This window comes from Variovorax sp. PBL-H6 (assembly GCF_901827155.1).
In the GTDB taxonomy this organism is placed as follows: Bacteria; Pseudomonadota; Gammaproteobacteria; order Burkholderiales; family Burkholderiaceae_C; genus Variovorax.
In genome coordinates, this window is record NZ_LR594659.1 from 2,717,619 (window position 1) to 2,733,904 (window position 16,286).

Annotated in this window: 16 protein-coding genes; 11 read left to right on the forward strand and 5 right to left on the reverse strand. The window is 69.3% G+C overall.

The annotated features are described in order from the left end of the window. Positions 1-134 precede the first annotated feature (134 nt). The 11 genes from G3W89_RS12855 to G3W89_RS12905 all read left to right on the forward strand — a co-directional run bounded on the left by G3W89_RS12855 (position 135) and on the right by G3W89_RS12905 (position 11,345). Entirely contained in the window at positions 135-806 is a 672-nt protein-coding gene (locus G3W89_RS12855) for an amino acid ABC transporter permease (RefSeq protein ID WP_162574445.1), read from the forward strand. Between the two features lie 5 nt (positions 807-811). Next, positions 812-1,465 carry an amino acid ABC transporter permease gene (locus G3W89_RS12860; protein ID WP_162574446.1) on the forward strand — a complete coding sequence of 218 codons (654 nt, stop codon included), beginning with the start codon at positions 812-814 and terminating at the stop codon, positions 1,463-1,465. Positions 1,466-1,509: 44 nt separating this feature from the next. Next, the gene (locus G3W89_RS12865; protein WP_162574447.1) at positions 1,510-2,307 is read left to right on the forward strand and encodes a transporter substrate-binding domain-containing protein; all 798 of its coding nucleotides are present in this window, start codon (positions 1,510-1,512) and stop codon (positions 2,305-2,307) included. A 38-nt stretch (positions 2,308-2,345) separates the two neighbouring features. Continuing rightward, positions 2,346-3,122, forward strand: a complete 777-nt coding sequence (locus G3W89_RS12870; RefSeq protein WP_162574448.1) for an amino acid ABC transporter ATP-binding protein — start codon at positions 2,346-2,348, stop codon at positions 3,120-3,122. A 115-nt stretch (positions 3,123-3,237) separates the two neighbouring features. Further along, entirely contained in the window at positions 3,238-3,966 is a 729-nt protein-coding gene (locus G3W89_RS12875; protein WP_162574449.1) for a glutamine ABC transporter ATP-binding protein, read from the forward strand. Positions 3,967-3,979: 13 nt separating this feature from the next. Next, entirely contained in the window at positions 3,980-4,927 is a 948-nt protein-coding gene (locus G3W89_RS12880) for a sugar kinase (protein ID WP_443083205.1), read from the forward strand. Further along, entirely contained in the window at positions 4,927-5,913 is a 987-nt protein-coding gene (locus G3W89_RS12885) for a 2-hydroxyacid dehydrogenase (RefSeq protein ID WP_162574451.1), read from the forward strand. The genes G3W89_RS12880 and G3W89_RS12885 overlap by 1 nt, the downstream gene beginning before the upstream one ends. A 91-nt stretch (positions 5,914-6,004) precedes the next feature. Then, complete coding sequence (locus G3W89_RS12890; RefSeq protein WP_162574452.1) at positions 6,005-7,018, forward strand: LacI family DNA-binding transcriptional regulator; 1,014 nt, start codon at positions 6,005-6,007, stop codon at positions 7,016-7,018. Between the two features lie 134 nt (positions 7,019-7,152). Then, the gene (locus tag G3W89_RS12895) at positions 7,153-8,358 is read left to right on the forward strand and encodes a saccharopine dehydrogenase family protein (protein WP_174258258.1); all 1,206 of its coding nucleotides are present in this window, start codon (positions 7,153-7,155) and stop codon (positions 8,356-8,358) included. Further along, complete coding sequence (gene amaB / locus G3W89_RS12900) at positions 8,355-9,866, forward strand: L-piperidine-6-carboxylate dehydrogenase (RefSeq protein WP_162574453.1); 1,512 nt, start codon at positions 8,355-8,357, stop codon at positions 9,864-9,866. The genes G3W89_RS12895 and amaB overlap by 4 nt, the downstream gene beginning before the upstream one ends. Positions 9,867-10,112: 246 nt before the next feature. Then, a complete protein-coding gene (locus tag G3W89_RS12905) occupies positions 10,113-11,345 on the forward strand; it encodes an MFS transporter (protein ID WP_162574454.1) in 1,233 nt (410 codons plus the stop codon). A 6-nt stretch (positions 11,346-11,351) separates the two neighbouring features. Here the strand turns inward: G3W89_RS12905 and G3W89_RS12910 are convergent, their stop codons facing one another. From G3W89_RS12910 to G3W89_RS12930, 5 genes are read right to left on the reverse strand one after another with little or no spacing between them, the layout of a single operon-like run. After that, positions 11,352-11,582, reverse strand: coding sequence for an RES family NAD+ phosphorylase (locus G3W89_RS12910; protein ID WP_162574455.1), 231 nt, complete (start codon positions 11,580-11,582; stop codon positions 11,352-11,354). A 35-nt stretch (positions 11,583-11,617) separates the two neighbouring features. Then, positions 11,618-12,058 carry an Lrp/AsnC family transcriptional regulator gene (locus G3W89_RS12915; RefSeq protein WP_162574456.1) on the reverse strand — a complete coding sequence of 147 codons (441 nt, stop codon included), beginning with the start codon at positions 12,056-12,058 and terminating at the stop codon, positions 11,618-11,620. Positions 12,059-12,076: 18 nt separating this feature from the next. Beyond that, a complete protein-coding gene (locus G3W89_RS12920; RefSeq protein WP_162574457.1) occupies positions 12,077-12,535 on the reverse strand; it encodes a RidA family protein in 459 nt (152 codons plus the stop codon). Beyond that, positions 12,532-13,533 carry a transglutaminase family protein gene (locus G3W89_RS12925; protein ID WP_162574458.1) on the reverse strand — a complete coding sequence of 334 codons (1,002 nt, stop codon included), beginning with the start codon at positions 13,531-13,533 and terminating at the stop codon, positions 12,532-12,534. The genes G3W89_RS12920 and G3W89_RS12925 overlap by 4 nt, the downstream gene beginning before the upstream one ends. 9 nt (positions 13,534-13,542) lie before the next feature. Next, positions 13,543-16,245 carry a circularly permuted type 2 ATP-grasp protein gene (locus tag G3W89_RS12930; protein WP_443083170.1) on the reverse strand — a complete coding sequence of 901 codons (2,703 nt, stop codon included), beginning with the start codon at positions 16,243-16,245 and terminating at the stop codon, positions 13,543-13,545. Positions 16,246-16,286: the final 41 nt, after the last annotated feature.

Here is a 16,286-nt window from a genome sequence, read left to right on the forward strand (position 1 = left end):
AAAACGGCGAGGTGATCTAGGGAAATCCCTTATTGGTGCTGAAACCGGTTTCAGTACACTGACGCAAGCCGACGAAAAGACCCATTGGGTGCCATCGCATTCGCGAATTCACCAGCCTCGGAACTCTCATCCCCGTGAACTACCAATTCCAGTTCGATGCCGTCTTCGCCGCCTGGCCGCTGCTGCTGAAGGGCACCTGGATCACCATCCAGCTCTCGCTCGTGGCCACGCTGCTGGGGCTGATGGTGGCGGTCTTCTGCGCCTGGGGCAAGACCTCGGGCCCGGGCTGGCTGCGCTTCATCGTCAATGCCTATATCGAGGTGATCCGCAACACGCCCTTCCTGGTGCAGTTGTTCTTCTTTTTCTTCGCGCTGCCGGCCATCGGGCTGCGCTGGTCGCCCTACACGGCCGCGCTCACCGCCATGGTCGTGAACCTCGGCGCTTACGCGACCGAGATCATCCGCGCCGGCATCGAATCCATTCCGAAGGGGCAGATCGAGGCCGGCCGCGCGCTCAACCTCAAGCCGTGGGAGATCTTCCGCTTCGTGATCATCAAGCCGGCGCTGAAGGCCATCTACCCGGCGCTCACCAGCCAGTTCATCCTGCTGATGCTGAGCTCGGCCGTGGTGTCGGTGATCTCGGCCGAAGACCTTACCTCGGTCGCGGCCAACCTGCAGTCGCAGACCTTCCGCAGCTTCGAGATCTACATCGTGGTGGCCGGCATCTACCTGGCGCTGGCGATGTCGTTCTCGGTGCTGTTCAAGCTGATCTACCAGCGCACGCTCAACTACCCCGACCGGCGCTGAACACCATGCGTACCTTCGGCTTTCCCGATTTCCTCTTCATCCTCGAGGCCGCCAGGTGGACCCTGGCGCTGTCGCTGATCGCCTTTGTCGGCGGCGCGATCCTGGGCCTCGTGATCGCGCTGGCGCGCACGTCCGAGAACAGCGCGGCGCGCGTGCTCTCCACCGGCTTCATCCAGGTCTTCCAGGGCACGCCGCTGCTGCTGCAGCTCTTCCTGATCTTCTTCGGCGCGCCGGTGATCGGCTTCGACATCAACCCGTGGATCGCTGCCGGCGTGGCGCTGGTGCTCAACAGCGCCGCCTTCCTCGGCGAGATCTGGCGTGGCTGCATCGAGGCCATTCCGCGTGGCCAGACGGAGGCCGCGCATGCGCTCAACCTCGGCTATGCGAGCCGCATGCGCGACGTGGTGCTGCCGCAGGCTTTCAAGATCGCGCTGCCGCCGACGGTGGGCTACGTGGTGCAGATCATCAAGGGCACCTCGCTTGCCGCGATCATCGGCTTCACCGAGGTCACGCGCGCCGGGCAGATCATCAACAACGCGACCTTCCAGCCGCTGTACGTGTTCAGCACCGTGGCGGCGATCTACTTCGTCATCTGCTGGCCGCTCTCGCTGATGGCGGCGCACATGGAGCGCAAGCGCGCCCGTGCACTGGTGCGCTGAGCTTGCTTCCTTCTTTTTCCGTTCAATCCAAGGAGACCACTTCCATGACTTTCTTCACCACCCGCCGTGCCACCATCGCTGCACTGGGTCTCGGCGCGGCGCTGACCGCGTTCGCGCCGCTTGCCTCGGCCCAGACCATGGCCGAGATCAAGAAGAAGGGCGAAGTCACCATCGGCATGCTGGTCGACTTCCCGCCCTACGGCACCACCAATGCGCAGAACCAGCCCGACGGCTACGACGCCGACGTCGCCAAGCTGCTGGCCAAGGACTGGGGCGTCAAGGCCAACATCGTGCCGGTCACGGGCCCCAACCGCATTCCGTTCCTGCTGACCAACAAGGTCGACCTGCTGGTGGCCTCGCTGGCGGTGACGCCCGAGCGCGCCAAGCAGGTGCAGTTCTCGCAACCCTATGCCGCGGCGACGATCGTTCTCTACGGCAAGAAGGGCAGCAACATCAAGGGCGCCGCCGACCTGAAGGGGATGCGTGTCGGCGTGGCCCGTGCCAGCACGCAGGACGTGGCCGTGACCAAGGCCGCGCCCGAGGGCACCGAGATCCGCCGGTTCGACGACGACGCCTCGGCCATGCAGGCGCTGATCTCGGGCCAGGTCGACGCCATCGGCTGCTCCGTCACCGTGGCCGCGCAGATTGCCAAGCGCGTGCCCGCCAACACCTTCGAGAACAAGTTCACCCTCGTGCAGCAAGCCATGGCCGTCGCCATGCGCCCGGGCCAGGACGACCTGCTGAAGAACGTCAACGAGTTCGTGTCGAAGAACACGGCCAACGGCGAGCTCAACAAGCTGTACAACAAGTGGCTGCAGACGGACCTGCCGAAGCTCAACTGAGCCGCGCATCGACAAGACCGAGACAGGAGCGCATCCTCATGACGGACGCAGTCGCGACCCACGCCGGTGCCGAATCGGTCATCCGCATGGAAGGGGTGAACAAGTGGTACGGCACTTTCCAGGTGCTGACCGGGATCGACCTGTCGGTGCGCACCGGCGAGCGCATCGTGATCTGCGGGCCCTCGGGCTCCGGCAAGTCCACGCTCATCCGCTGCATCAACCGGCTCGAGACGGTGCAGAAGGGCAAGATCGTGGTCGACGGCATCGAGCTCACGGCCGGCGGAAAGAACGTCGATGCGGTGCGCGCCGAGGTCGGCATGGTGTTCCAGCAGTTCAACCTGTTCCCGCACCTGACCATTCTTCAGAACTGCACGCTGGCGCCCATGCGATCGCGCGGCATGTCGAAGGAAGAGGCCGAGCAGGTGGCAATGAAGTACCTGACGCGCGTGCGCATCCCGGAGCAGGCCCACAAGTACCCGAGCCAGCTCTCCGGCGGGCAGCAGCAGCGCGTGGCGATCGCGCGGGCGCTGTGCATGTCGCCCAAGATCATGCTGTTCGACGAGCCCACTTCAGCGCTGGACCCGGAGATGGTCAAGGAAGTGCTGGACACGATGATCGGCCTGGCCGAGGACGGCATGACCATGCTGTGCGTGACGCACGAGATGGGCTTCGCGCGCAGCGTGGCCGACCGCGTGATCTTCATGGCCGACGGCAAGATCGTCGAGCAGGCGCCGCCGCAGGAGTTCTTCGGCAGCCCGAAGCACGAGAAGACGCGACAGTTCCTGGGGCAGATTCTCAGTTCGCATCAGGCATGACTGGCTCTCCCCCAGGTTGGCTCACTTCGTGTAGCCGCCCACCCCCTCACCGGAGGCAACACCAGCGGCCCGGCGAAGCCGGTTCCGCGGTGTTCCCTGAAGGAGAGGTGTCGATATGAACGTTCTTATTTCCCTCTCGTCATTTGGCGCGGCCGAGGTGGGCCGGCATGGGCAGCTGTGGTGTACGCGGCTGGCGCTGGAAGCTGGTGCGGACAGCGTCGAGGTGCGGGGGGAGCTGTTGCGCGAGGCGGCGGCCGAGTTGCCTGCACTGGCCGGGCTGGCATCCGTCTACTCGAGTCCGGAAGGACTGTGGTCGGACGACGGCGCCCTGAATGAAGGCGCACTTGCGCGCGGCTTGGCCGCGGCGGGCGTCCTGCGCGCGCATCGGCTCAAGATGTCGATCGGCGGCTACGGCGGTGGCTCCTCACTCGCGCGCCTGAAGGCGCTGCTCGATGGACAGGCGGTCGAGCTGTTGATCGAGAACGACCAGACGGTGAAGGCCGGCACAGTGCCCGCGCTCCAGGCCTTCTTCAGCGCGGCCGATGCGGCGGGGCTCGACTTGGGCATGACCTTCGACATGGGCAACTGGCACTGGCTGGGCGAATGCCCGCTCGCGGCGGCAGAGGCGCTGGCGCCGCGGGTGCGCTATGTGCACTGCAAGGGCGTGCAGCGTCTGCCGGCGAAATGGGTGGCGGTGCCGCTGGGCGAGTCGCTGGCACCCTGGCGCGCGGTGCTGCGGGCCTTGCCCGCCGATGTGCCGCACGCCATCGAATACCCGCTGGTCGGCGACGACCTGCTCGCCGTCACGCGCGAGCAGGTCACCCAGATCCGTTGCGTTCGCTGAGAGCCGCGCCATGATGAATCCTGCCTTCGATGTCGCCCTCTTCGGCGAGGCCATGCTGCTGCTGGTGGCCGATCAACCCGGTGCGATCGAGAACGCCACCGGCTTTCACAAGCGCACCGCGGGTGCGGAAACGAACGTCGCCATCGGTCTCTCGCGCCTGGGCCTGAAGGTCGGCTGGGCCAGCCGGCTCGGGACCGATTCGATGGGCCGCTCGCTGCTGGCCACCATGCAGGCCGAGGGCATCGATTGCTCGCACGTGACCAGCGATCCGGCGCAGCGCACCGGCTTCCAGTTCAAGGGGCGCGTGACCGACGGCAGCGACCCGCCGGTCGAGTACCACCGCAAGGGCTCTGCCGCGAGCCACATGGGCCCGTCGGATGTCGACGAGGCCTGGCTGCGCTCGGCGCGGCACCTGCATGCGACCGGCGTGTTCGCCGCCATCTCCGACACCAGCCTGCAAGCCTCCCTGAAGGCGATGGAGGTGATGCGCGCGGCCGGCCGCACCATCTCCTTCGATCCCAATCTGCGTCCCACGCTGTGGTCCTCGACCGAGACCATGCGCCACTGGATCAACGCGCTGGCCGCCCGCGCCGACTGGGTGCTGCCCGGGATGGAAGAGGGCCTGCTGCTCACCGGCGAGACCACGCCCGAGGGCGTGGCGCGCTTCTACCGCGAGCGCGGTGCGAAGCTGGTGGTGGTCAAGCTCGGCGCGCAAGGCGCCTACTACGACAGCGATGCGGCGGGCACCGGCCGCGTCGACGGCTTCCCCGTGGCGCAGGTGATCGACACCGTGGGCGCCGGAGATGGTTTCGCCGTGGGCGTGATCAGCGCGCTGCTCGAAGGCAAGCCGGTGCCCGAGGCCGTGCGCCGTGGCGCCTGGATCGGCGCCCGCGCAGTGCAGGTGCTGGGCGACACCGAAGGCCTGCCGACGCGGGCGCAACTGGACGAAGCGAGGCTGTGATGCGCAAGAAGGTTCTGGTTTTCCGCGAGTTGCCCGATGACCAGCTCGCGCGCCTGCAGGCCGCCCACGAGGTCACCGTCGCCAACCCGCGCATCGCGGCGCAGCTCGGCGCCTTCGAGGCCGCGCTGCCCGAGGCCCAGGGGCTGATCGGCTCCAGCTTCCCGGTCGACGAGGCGCTGCTCGCGCGTGCGCCGAAGCTCGAGGTGGTCTCCAGCGTCTCGGTTGGCGTGGACAACTATGCGCTGGCAGCCCTGCATGCGCGCGGCATCCTGCTGTGCCACACGCCCGGCGTGCTCGACGAGACAGTGGCCGACACCGTCTTCGCGCTGCTGATGGCGACCAGCCGCCGCGTGGTCGAGTTGTCGAACCTGGTGCGCGAAGGCCGCTGGACGAAGAACATCGACGAGGCGCTGTTCGGCTACGACGTGCACGGCAAGACGCTCGGCCTGCTGGGCTTCGGCCGCATCGGCCAGGCCATTGCCCGGCGCGCGGCCCTGGGCTTCGGCATGCCCGTGCTCTACCACGCGCGGCGCGCCGTCGACCTCGCGGCGCAGGCGCCCGAGCTGGTCGACAGGGCCGCGCACACGCCGCTCGACGACCTGCTGGCGCGCGCGGATATCGTGGTCGCGATGCTGCCGCTGTCGGACAGCACGCGGGGCATGGTCGATGCGCGCGTGTTCGGCCGCATGAAGCCCGGCGCGATATTCATCAACGGTGGGAGGGGGGCGACGGTGCAGGAGCCCGCGCTGTTGGCTGCGCTCGACCAAGGCACGCTGCGGGCGGCCGGGCTCGATGTGTTCGCGACCGAGCCGCTCCCGGCTGATTCGCCGTTGCGCACACATCCGCGGGTGACGCCGTTGCCGCACATCGGCTCGGCCACGTATGAGACGCGACATGCGATGGCCGAGCTGGCGACTACCAACCTGCTGAAGGCCCTTGGTGGCGAGCGACCGCTGGCGGCTTATGACACTGCGGGCTTGGCGTGAGCTGCGGGTTGGGCGATTTGGTTCGGTGCTGTTGTGTTGAGGCTGGAGCCCTCACAACAAGCGCACCGTACAAATGAGCCCCAGGAAGCCGATGAGACCGACCATCGCCGACGTGGCGAAGGAGGCCGGCGTCTCCAAGGCCACCGTCTCACGCTTCCTCAACCACCGAGATCGCCTGCTCAGCGCCGAGATCGCGACGCGCGTCGAGGCCGCAGTCGCCCGGCTGGCCTATACGCCGAGCCCGATGGCGCAGGCGCTGAGCCATGGCCGCTCGCGCCTCATCGGCCTGATCGTGGCCGACATCACCAACCCCTACTCGGTGGCCGTGCTGCGCGGCGCCGAGAAGGCCTGCCAGGAGGCCGGCTACCTGGTGATGCTGTTCAATCTCGGCAACGACATCGATCGCGAGCGCGAGGCGATCGATGCGCTCGCCGGCTACCAGGTGGACGGCTTCATCCTCAACACGCTGGGCCGCGGCGCCGGGCTGGTCGACGCCGACGCACTGCATGGCAAGCCGGCGGTGCTGGTGGATCGCAGGCATGCCGGCATGCACACCGACTTTGTCTCGCTCGACAACCCGGCGGCGATGAAGGCCGCCTGCGGCCACCTGGTCGAGGGCGGCTATCGCGAACTGCTCTACATCACCGAGCCGCTCAAGGGCGTGAGCTCACGGCGTGAACGGACCGCGGCGTTCGGCAACTGCGTCGCGGCGCACCAGCCGCGCGTCGCCGGGGAGGTGTTCGAAAGCAACGGCGAGGACAACGATGCGCTCGACGCCGCCTTGCGGGCCTTGCGCAAGCGTGCCAGGGGCGCGCGCCGCGCTGCCGTGCTGTCCGGCAACGCGGTCATGACCCTGCGCGTCGCCTCGGCGATGGCGCGCCTGGGCTGGCACTTCGGCGTCGAGCTCGGCTTCGTAGGCTTCGACGATCCCGAATGGGCGCCGCTGATCGGTCCGGGGCTCAGCACGATCGCGCAGCCCACCGATGCCATTGGCCGCACTGCGGCAACCTGCCTGATCGAACGCCTGCGCGGGCTCGAGGGGCCGCCGCGGCAGGTGCTGCTACCCGGGGAACTGGTGGTGCGCGGGTCCTCGGGCGGACCATGAGGTTCTGTCCAAGCTGACGGTTCGACGCACGCGGCCTACGTTTCGGCCGGCTCGCTGTAGTTCCTGACGCATTGGCGGCTTCCGCCTGCCAGCCCTCCCACCTACAGTCTTCGTACGACTGAAGGAGGTGTGCGATGACCCCGATCGAGAACGACAGGATCCGCAAGGTCCTGGTGCTGGGCGCCGGCAAGGTGGGCAGTACGGTGGCCGACATGGTGGCCGAGTACCACCACCTGCCGGTGACGCTGGCGGACCGCACGCTGCCGCCCGCGGAGCCCGGTGACCGCGGGGTCGCGCGCATCGTGCTCGACGTGGAGGAGGGCGCCGCGCTCACGGCTGCGATGGCCGGGCATGAGGTCGTGATCAATGCCTTGCCCTTCCATCTTGCCGCGCAGGTCGCCGCGGCCGCTTGCGCGCAGGGCCTGCACTACTTCGACCTGACGGAGGACGTGGCCGCTACCGCCGCCATCCGCGCGCTTGCACCGAACGCCGCCACGGTGTTGATGCCGCAATGCGGGCTAGCCCCAGGCGTGATCGGCATGCTGGGCATGCAGCTGGCCAGCCGCTTCGACGCACTGCGCGATCTGCACCTGCGCGTGGGCGCACTCCCGCGGCATGCGACCAACCGCCTGCGCTACGCCTTTACCTGGAGCATCGACGGCCTCATCAACGAGTACTGCAATCCCTGCGCCGCCATCGTGCAAGGCCGGCCGGTCTCGGTGCAGCCGCTGGAAGGGCACGAGACGCTGCTGCTGGAAGGCGAGGCCTACGAGGCCTTCCACACCTCCGGCGGCCTGGGCACGCTGGCCGAGACACTGGCGGGCCGCGTGCGCAACCTCGACTACAAGACGCTGCGCTACCCCGGCCACCGCGATGCGATGGACTTCCTGCTGCATGACCTGCAACTGGTCGAGCGGCGCGAGCTGCTGCGCCAGGTGCTGGAGCATGCCGTGCCCCACAGCCGTGACGATGTCGTGATCGTCTTCGCATCCGCGGCCGGCGAGCGCGACGGCCGCTTCGAACAGCTGACGCGCATGGCGCGCATCCACGGCGGCCGGCTGCGCGGCGTGGATCGCACCGCGATCGAGCTCGCGACCGCCGCCGGCGTGGTCGGCGTGTTCGAGCTGTTGCGCACCGGACGCCTGCCACCGCGCGGCTTCGTCGGGCAGGAACAGGTGGGGCTGGAAGCCTTCCTGAGCACGCGCGTAGGCAACTGCTATGCGGCGCTGGGCGAGACGGCCTCGACGCAGTCGCATGCAATCTCGCGCCAGGGCCATGCGTCCGTCCATGCTTGGCCATCGCCGATCCGGCACCGCAGATCGAAGGAGGCCCGCCCATGAACGACGAAGAACGCTCAGCCCTGTTCGAGCGCTGCGGCATTCCCGGCGCGCAGCGATCGGGCGGCAGCCTGCGCGTGCGCTCGCCCATCGACGGCGCCGAGATCGCCCGGCTGCACGAGACGCCGATGGCGTCGATGCCCTCGATCATCGAACAGGCCCAGGCGGCCTTCAGGCAATGGCGCGAGGTGCCCGCACCGGTGCGTGGCGAGCTGGTGCGGCTCTGGGGCGAGGAGCTGCGCGAGGCGAAGGCATCGATCGGCCGTGTGATCTCGATCGAGTCCGGCAAGATCGCACAGGAAGGCCTGGGCGAGTTGCAAGAGGGCGTCGACATCTGCGAGTTCGCGCTCGGCCTTGCGCGCCAGCTTTACGGCAGGACCATCGTCTCCGAGCGCCCGGGCCACCGGATCATGGAGCAGTACCACCCGCTGGGGCCGGTGGCGGTGATCACCGCCTTCAACTTCCCGAGCGCGGTGTTCGCATGGAATGCCGCCATCGCGCTGGTGTGCGGCGATCCGGTGATCTTCAAGCCCTCGGAGAAGGCGCCACTGTCGGGCCTCGCGACCTTCCGCGCCCTGGAGCGCGCCATTGCCCGCTTCGGCGAGCGTGCGCCCACCGGGCTGGCGCAGATCGTGATGGGCGGCCAGCCGCAGGCCGAGGCGCTGGTCGACAGCCCACTGGTGCCGTTGGTCTCGGCCACCGGCTCCACCCGCATGGGCCGCGAAGTCGGGCCGCGCGTGGCGGCTCGCTTCGGACGCCGCATCCTCGAGCTGGGCGGCAACAACGCGATGATCGTCACGCCCGCGGCCGACCTCGACATGGCGGTGCGCGCCATCCTGTTCAGCGCAGTGGGCACCGCGGGCCAGCGCTGCACCTCGCTGCGGCGGCTGATCGTCCATCGCAGCGTCAAGGAGGCGCTGCTCGGCAAGCTGCTGCCCGCCTACCGGAGCTTGCGCATCGGCCATCCGCTGGAGGAGGGAACGCTGGTCGGGCCGCTGATCGACGAGGCCGCCTATGGCGCGATGCAGGCTGCCATCGCGGAGGCGAAGGCGCAGGGCGGGCGCATCCTGACCGGCGGCGAGCGCGTGCATGCGGAGCTCTTCGCGCAGGCCTGGTACGTGCGTCCGGCGGTTGCCGAGATGCCGGCGCAGACCGAGGTGGTGCGCCGCGAGACCTTCGCGCCGCTGCTCTACGTGATGGACTATGAAGCGCTCGATGAGGCGATCGCGATGCACAACGACGTGCCCCAGGGCCTGTCCTCCTGCATCTTCTCGAACAACCTGCGGGAGATCGAACTCTTTCTCTCGGTCGCGGGTTCCGACTGCGGCATGGCCAACGTCAACATCGGGCCCAGCGGCGCCGAGATCGGCGGCGCCTTCGGCGGCGAGAAGGAGACCGGCGGCGACCGCGAGAGCGGCTCGGATGCGTGGAAGCAGTACATGCGCCGCAGCACCAACACCATCAACTACTCGACCGAGCTGCCGCTGGCGCAGGGCATCCGCTTCGGCTGAGCGCCCGTATGACTCCCTCTCCCTCCGGGAGAGGGAGGGGGCGAGGGCACCGGGCCTCGGAATCGCCGACACCCCTTGGTCGGTTCGCGCATGAGCTTCTTCGCAGCGCATTGTTAGCGATCGGGAAACGGACAACTTCCCCGTGCCGTCTTTGACGAACGGCGGAGCGCCTTCAGACTCGACGCCTATTCAACGCAAGCCCGGGCGCGCCGAAGGCCCCGGCTTTTCTTTTTCGAAGAACCGCCCATGAATGCTCCCTGCACCACCTGCGACGGCGCCGTGCTCGCGCCCGCGCGCACGGAAGAAGCCTCGCGCTCCACCTGGCTCGCGGTCGGCTCCATCGCCGTCGGCACCTTCGCGATGGTCACGACCGAGTTCCTGCCGATCGGCCTGCTGACCGACATCGCGGCCGGCCTCGGCGTCTCCGACGGCACCGCCGGGCTCATGGTGACCATGCCCGGCGTGCTGGCCGCCTTCGCGGGACCGGCGTTGATCGTGGCCTCGGGCCGGCTCGACCGGCGCACCGTGATGATCGCCCTCAGCGCGCTGCTGGTGGCCTCCAACTTCCTCGCCGCGCTGGCGCCCAACTTCGCCACCATGCTTGTTGCCCGGCTGTTGCTGGGCCTGTGCATCGGCGGCTTCTGGACCTTCGCGCCGGGTGCCGGCACCCAGCTCGTGCCGGAGGTCTCGAAGGCGCGCGCCATGTCGATCGTGCTGGCAGGCGTCTCGGGCGCAACCGTGTTCGGCGTGCCCGTCACCGCGTTCCTCGGCGACCTGGCCGGGTGGCGCGCAAGCTTCGGGGCGACCGGCGTGCTTGCGGCCGTGGTGCTGCTCATGCAGATCTGGCTGCTGCCTTCGATGCCGCCGGCACGCGCGATACGGCCCCGCGACCTGCTGACGCCGCTCACGCGCCGCATGGCGCAGGTGGGGCTGCTGGCGGTGCTGTTCCTCATCGCGGGCCACTTCGCGGCCTACACCTATCTCAAGCCTCTGCTGCAGCAGAGCTTCGGCCTCGGGCCCGATGCGGTGACGACCTTGCTGCTGGTCTACGGCGCGACCGGCTTCGTCGGCACCTTCTTCGGCGGCAGCCTGGTGGCACGCAGCGTGCGCCTGGCCGCACTGGCGGCGGCGCTGCTGCTGGCTTCGGCGCTGGTGCTCTCGACGATGGTCGGCAGCGGCATGTTGGCGGGCGCGGTCGTGGTGGTGGTCTGGGGCATGGCCTTCGGCCTGATCCCGGTGGCACTCACCGGCTGGATGATGCAGGCCGTGCCCGACGCGCCCGAGGCGGGGCAGGCCCTGCTGGTGAGCGGCTTCCAGGTCGCCATCGCCAGCGGCGCCCTGGCCGGCGGCGTGGTGGTGGACGGGTACGGCATCGCGAGCACCATGCTGATGAGCGCCGCGTTGGTGCTGGTGGCGGCGGCGGTCATCGCGACACTGGGACGGGCGCCGCGCGCGCTGGCCCTTGAACGCGTCGGCTGAACGGTCCTAGGAAAAGATTCGATCGTCGAAGCTGAACGGGTTCCGTTCGACACTGACCGTGATGGACGCGAACGACATGTGGTCTGGATTGAGGACGATGTTGTTCTCCCCCGGCTCGACCGCAGAAGGCACCCACAGTCCCAGTGCGCGGTTCGTCCTTCGCCATTCGATGCCGATCGACTGCGTCAGTGATTCGCGGTCGATCCAGTCCCGAAGCAGGTCTGCCAGGCTGCGCACGTCTTCGAGTCCGCCTCAGTTCGATTGCCGCATCCCTATCCCACCGCACTGCGCCGATCGATCTTGCGGCTCAGCACCACCGAGGTGTGGGTGTGCTGGATGCCCTCGATCAGGCCGATGCGGTCGAGGAGGGCGTCGAGCTGCTCGTTGGTCTCGCAGCGCAAAGCGAGCATGTAGTCGTACTCGCCGCTGACGGCCGAGAGCTCCTCCAGCTCGGGCAGCCGCTCCAGCGCACGGATCACGCCGGCCGCCATCTTCGGCGCGACGCTCAGGCCGCAGTAGGCGCGCACCGCGGCCTGCTCCAGGCGCTGGCCGAGGCGCACGCCGTAGCCGGCGATCACGCCCTCGCGCTCCAGGCGGGCGATGCGCGCGACCACGGTGGTGCGCGCCACCTTCAACTTGCGCGCCAGCTCGGCCGCGGGGGCACGGGCGTTGGCCTGCAGGAGGCTCAGCAGGTGACGGTCGGTGTCGTCCAAGCTAGAGGCAGGACGGCGTCATTCGACTTCAGCGATGAGCTCGATCTCGACGCAGGCGCCGAAGGGGATCTGCGCCACGCCGAAGGCGCTGCGCGCATGCGCGCCTTTCTCTGGGCCGAAGACCTCGGCAAAGAACTCGCTGGCGCCGTTGGTCACCAGGTGCTGCTCGGTGAAGGAGGGCGTGGAGTTGACCAGGCTCATCACCTTGACGATGCGCTTGACCTTGTTCAGGTCGCCGATGGCGGCCTGCAGCGTGCCCAGCAGGTCGATCGCAATGGCGCGCGCCGCCTGCTTGCCTTCCTCGGTGCCGAGGCCGGCGCCGAGCTGGCCGACCCAGGGCTTGCCGTCCTTCTTCGCGATATGCCCGGAGAGGAAGACCAGCTTGCCGGTCTGCACGAAAGGCACGTAGGCGGCCGCGGGGATGGCGACCGGCGGCAGGGTGATGCCGAGGCTTTTGAGTTTGTCGTTGATGCTCATGAGGGCTCCTTGTCTGGGTCTTGGAGGGGCGATTGTGTCTGTGTTCGCGTCGGCATCTGTTTCTGCGTCTGCACCTGCTGCGCGGCTTGCGCCGCCTCGGCGCACAGCTCTTCCAGCGGCTGCACGGTGACGCGCACGTCCAGCGTATGGCGCGCGCCCCCGTGCAGCACGCCGCGCATCGGCGAGATGTCGGCGTAGTCGCGACCGATGGCGAGCGCGACATAGTCCTCGCCGGGCTGGCGGCCGTTCGTGGGGTCGAACTCGGCCCAGTCGCCCGGACCGTCAGCGCCGGGAATGTAGACGGAGACCCAGGCGTGCGAGGCATCGGCGCCGATCAGCCGGGGCTGGCCTGGCGGCGGCTGGGTCAGCAGGTAGCCGCTGACGTAGCGCGCCGGAAGGCCCAGGGTGCGAAAGCAGGCGATCATGATGTGGGCGAAGTCCTGGCACACGCCGTGGCGCTGCGCCAGGGCCTCGATCGCCGGCGTGCTGATCTCGGTGCTGCCGCTGTCGTACCGGAAGTCCGCGTGCATGCGCAGCGCCAGGTCCATCGCGGCGTCGAAGACCGACCGGTCGGGCGTGAAGCTGGGCCGCGCGTACGCGGCGAAGTCGTCGTGCCGCGGCACGTAGTGCGAGGGGAAGACGAATTCGGCGGCGGCGTCGAAGCGCGTGTCCTTGGCGTAGCGGAAGCGCTCGCGCACCTCTTCCCAGGGCAACTCGCACGCCGCGGCCGTCGAGAGCAGGGGCGCGGAGGTCTCGACGACGCTCTCGGCCGTCACCACCAGCTCATCATGGGTCGAGTCCAGCGCGAAGAAGGCGCGCGCATTGCCGTAGACATCGGGCGATTCGCTGCGCTGCGCGGGCTCGGGGCTGATCGTGAGCGCGTGGCTCACCAGGCGCTGCGCCGGCGTGGTCCGCGGCTTGAGGTGTGCGAGGTGCTGTGCGGTTTCGACCGGGGGCGAATACGCGTAGCGTGTCTCGTGAGTCACGTTCAAGAGCATGGCTTGGCCCTATGCCCCGACCGAGCGGAGCGATTCCGAAGTCAGTGTGAAGTAGCGGATGCCGATGGCATCCGACACATGGTAGGCCGCGGCCTCGCAGGTCTCGAGCAGCTGCATCAGCGCGCCGTAGTCGGCGTTGGCCCCGGGCTCGCAGAGGTCCTCGAGGGTCCAGGAGGCGGGGTCGGGCAACTCATGCGAGAGCGCCGTGAGCTTGCCCGGTGCGCTGCCCGCGAGCCGCGCAATGCGCCCGCGCAGCGTCTGCGTGACCCAGGCCAGCGACCGCGGGTTGTCGCCGTCGAGTACCAGCAGATCCACCAGGGGTGCGACGTCGCGCCGCTGCTGGTAGCGCGCGTGGAAGGTGATGGTGCTGTCGAACAGGCCGACCATGGCCTCGAAGCCGCTCACGTCGTGTACCGAGCCGATCTCGAAGCCGGCGGCCAGCGAACTGGACAGGAATGCAAGGCGCTCGATGTGGCGGCCGATGGAGAGCAGGCGCCAGGCGTCGTCGCGCGTCATGCGATCGGTCTGGGCGCCGGTCATTGCGGCGAGCGCGGCGCTGGTGGATTCGAGCATGCGCAGCGCCGCGGCGCTGGCGTAGCCGCCGTCGACGCGCTCGCCGGCCTGCTCGGCGCTGCGGCGCATGAATTCGCCCTCGGCGCGCACGATCTGGTTCCAGTGGTCGGGCGAAAGTCGCTCCCGCACGGCGGCCGCGGCCTGGCGCACGCAGCGCAGGCTGTAGCCAACGCTGCCGCCCTCGTCGATGTCGGCCAGCTCGGCGATCAGCGAGCGCTCGAAGACGCGCCGCGAGCGCGGCAGGCTGGGCACGTCGCGCGGCACCAGCGCGTTGCGCCAGGCCATGTCGTGCAGCCAGGTCAGCAGTGCGGGCGAGGAGGGGTCTTCGCCGCCGAGCAGGTCGAGCGTGAGCCGCGCCAGGCGCACCGCGTTCTCGGCGCGCTCGGTGTAGCGGCCCAGCCAATACATGTTCTCGGCCGCGCGGCTGGTGACCGGCGCGCGGTGGCGGGCGAGAGACGCCGGGGTGGCGTGCACCTGCAGGCGGGTGGTGCGGTCGACCTCGCCATGGGTCTGCACCCACACGTCGGCGCTGCTGCCGCCGCGCTGCATCGAGGCGATCTGCGCGTCGGCTCCGGACAGCCGCGCCAGGCCGCCGGGCAGCACGCGCCAGGACTGCGGGCCGACGCAGACCGCGAAGACGCGCAGCAGCACCGAGCGCGGCGCAATGTGGCCGGCGCCGAGGTCCTGGGCCCAGGTGGGCATCTGCGATATCGGCAGGTGATTCTGGACCGTGTATTCCTCTCCCGCGCGCACGATGCGGCCCGCCCATTCGTCGAGCTCGCGCCGGCTCAGGCGGCTGCCGAGCTGGGTGTCGAAGCCGGCATGCCCCTCCTCGCCGGCGTAGGTGGGCTTGATGGTGCAGCCGGCCAGCTGCGGCAGCACGGCTTCCATCGCGGCACGCTCGCCGCACCACCAGGTGGGCAGGGCCGGCAGCAGCAGCTTTTCGCCGAGCAGGCGGCGCGACAGCGCGGGGAGAAAGCCGAGCAGCGCGGGAGATTCGAGGAAGGCCGACCCCGGCGTGTTGGCCAGCAGCACGTTTCCGGCGCGTATCGCCTGCAGGAGGCCGGGCACGCCCAGCGTGGAGTCGGCCCGGAGTTCCAGGGGATCGAGGAACTGGTCGTCCAGCCGCTTGATGAGTCCATGCACCGGACGCAGGCCCTGCAAGGTCTTGAGATAGAGCCGCTGGTCGCGCACCGTGAGGTCGTTGCCCTCGACCAGCGTGATGCCCAGGTAGCGGGCAATGTAGGCGTGCTCGAAGTAGGTCTCGTTGTAGGGGCCGGGCGTCAGCAGCGCGATGTGCGGCGGGTGGCCGGCCGGGCACATGCTCTGGAGCCCCTCCATCATCGCGTTGTAGGTGGCGGCCAGGCGCTGCACGTTCAGCGCCTCGAAGGCCTGCGGGAACTGCCGCGCGATGGCCAGGCGGTTCTCCAGCAGGTAGCCCAGGCCCGACGGAGCCTGGGTGCGCTGCGACACCACCCACCAGTCGCCGTCGGGCCCGCGCGCGAGGTCGAGGGCGGCAATGCGCAGCCAGGTGTCGCCGGGCGGGCGCACGCCGTGCATCGGTCGCAGGTAGCCGGGATTGCCTTGCACCAGGGCAGCGGGCAGCAGGCCTTCGGCCAGCAGGTGCTGCGGGCCGTACACGTCGGCCAGGATGCGGTCGAGCAGGCGCACGCGCTGCAGCGCGCCGGCCTCGATCGCAGCCCAGCTCTCGGGCGGGACGATCAGCGGGAAGAGGTCGAGCGACCAGGGTCGCTGCGGGCCGCCGGCGTCGGCATACACGTTGTAGGTGACACCGTTGTCGCGGATCTGGCGCTCCAGGCCGACGGCGCGCCGGGGCAGGTCGCGGAAGCCGTCGGTGCCGAGCTGCTCGAAGAAGTCTGCCCAGTGCGGCGCCAGCGGGCTGCGCGCGCCGGGTTCGGCGTCGGGCCGCGCAGCCGCGGCCGCGGCCGGGGGCGGCGAGGCCGCGTCATGCAGCGGCGCCGGCTGCGAGGGCACGCCGAGCCGCGGCACGGCGGCGGGGGCAGGGGTGGCGGCGCCGCGCAGCTCGTCGAAATGACCTGGCGCTGCCGGCGGTGCAAGCGAGGAAGCCAGGTCGGCCGGCGACTCGAGCGCCTGGGCGTCGAAGAGGGATTCGTTCAAGGGGTCCACGGTGTGTTGATTGTCACCCCGTGAGCGCGAGA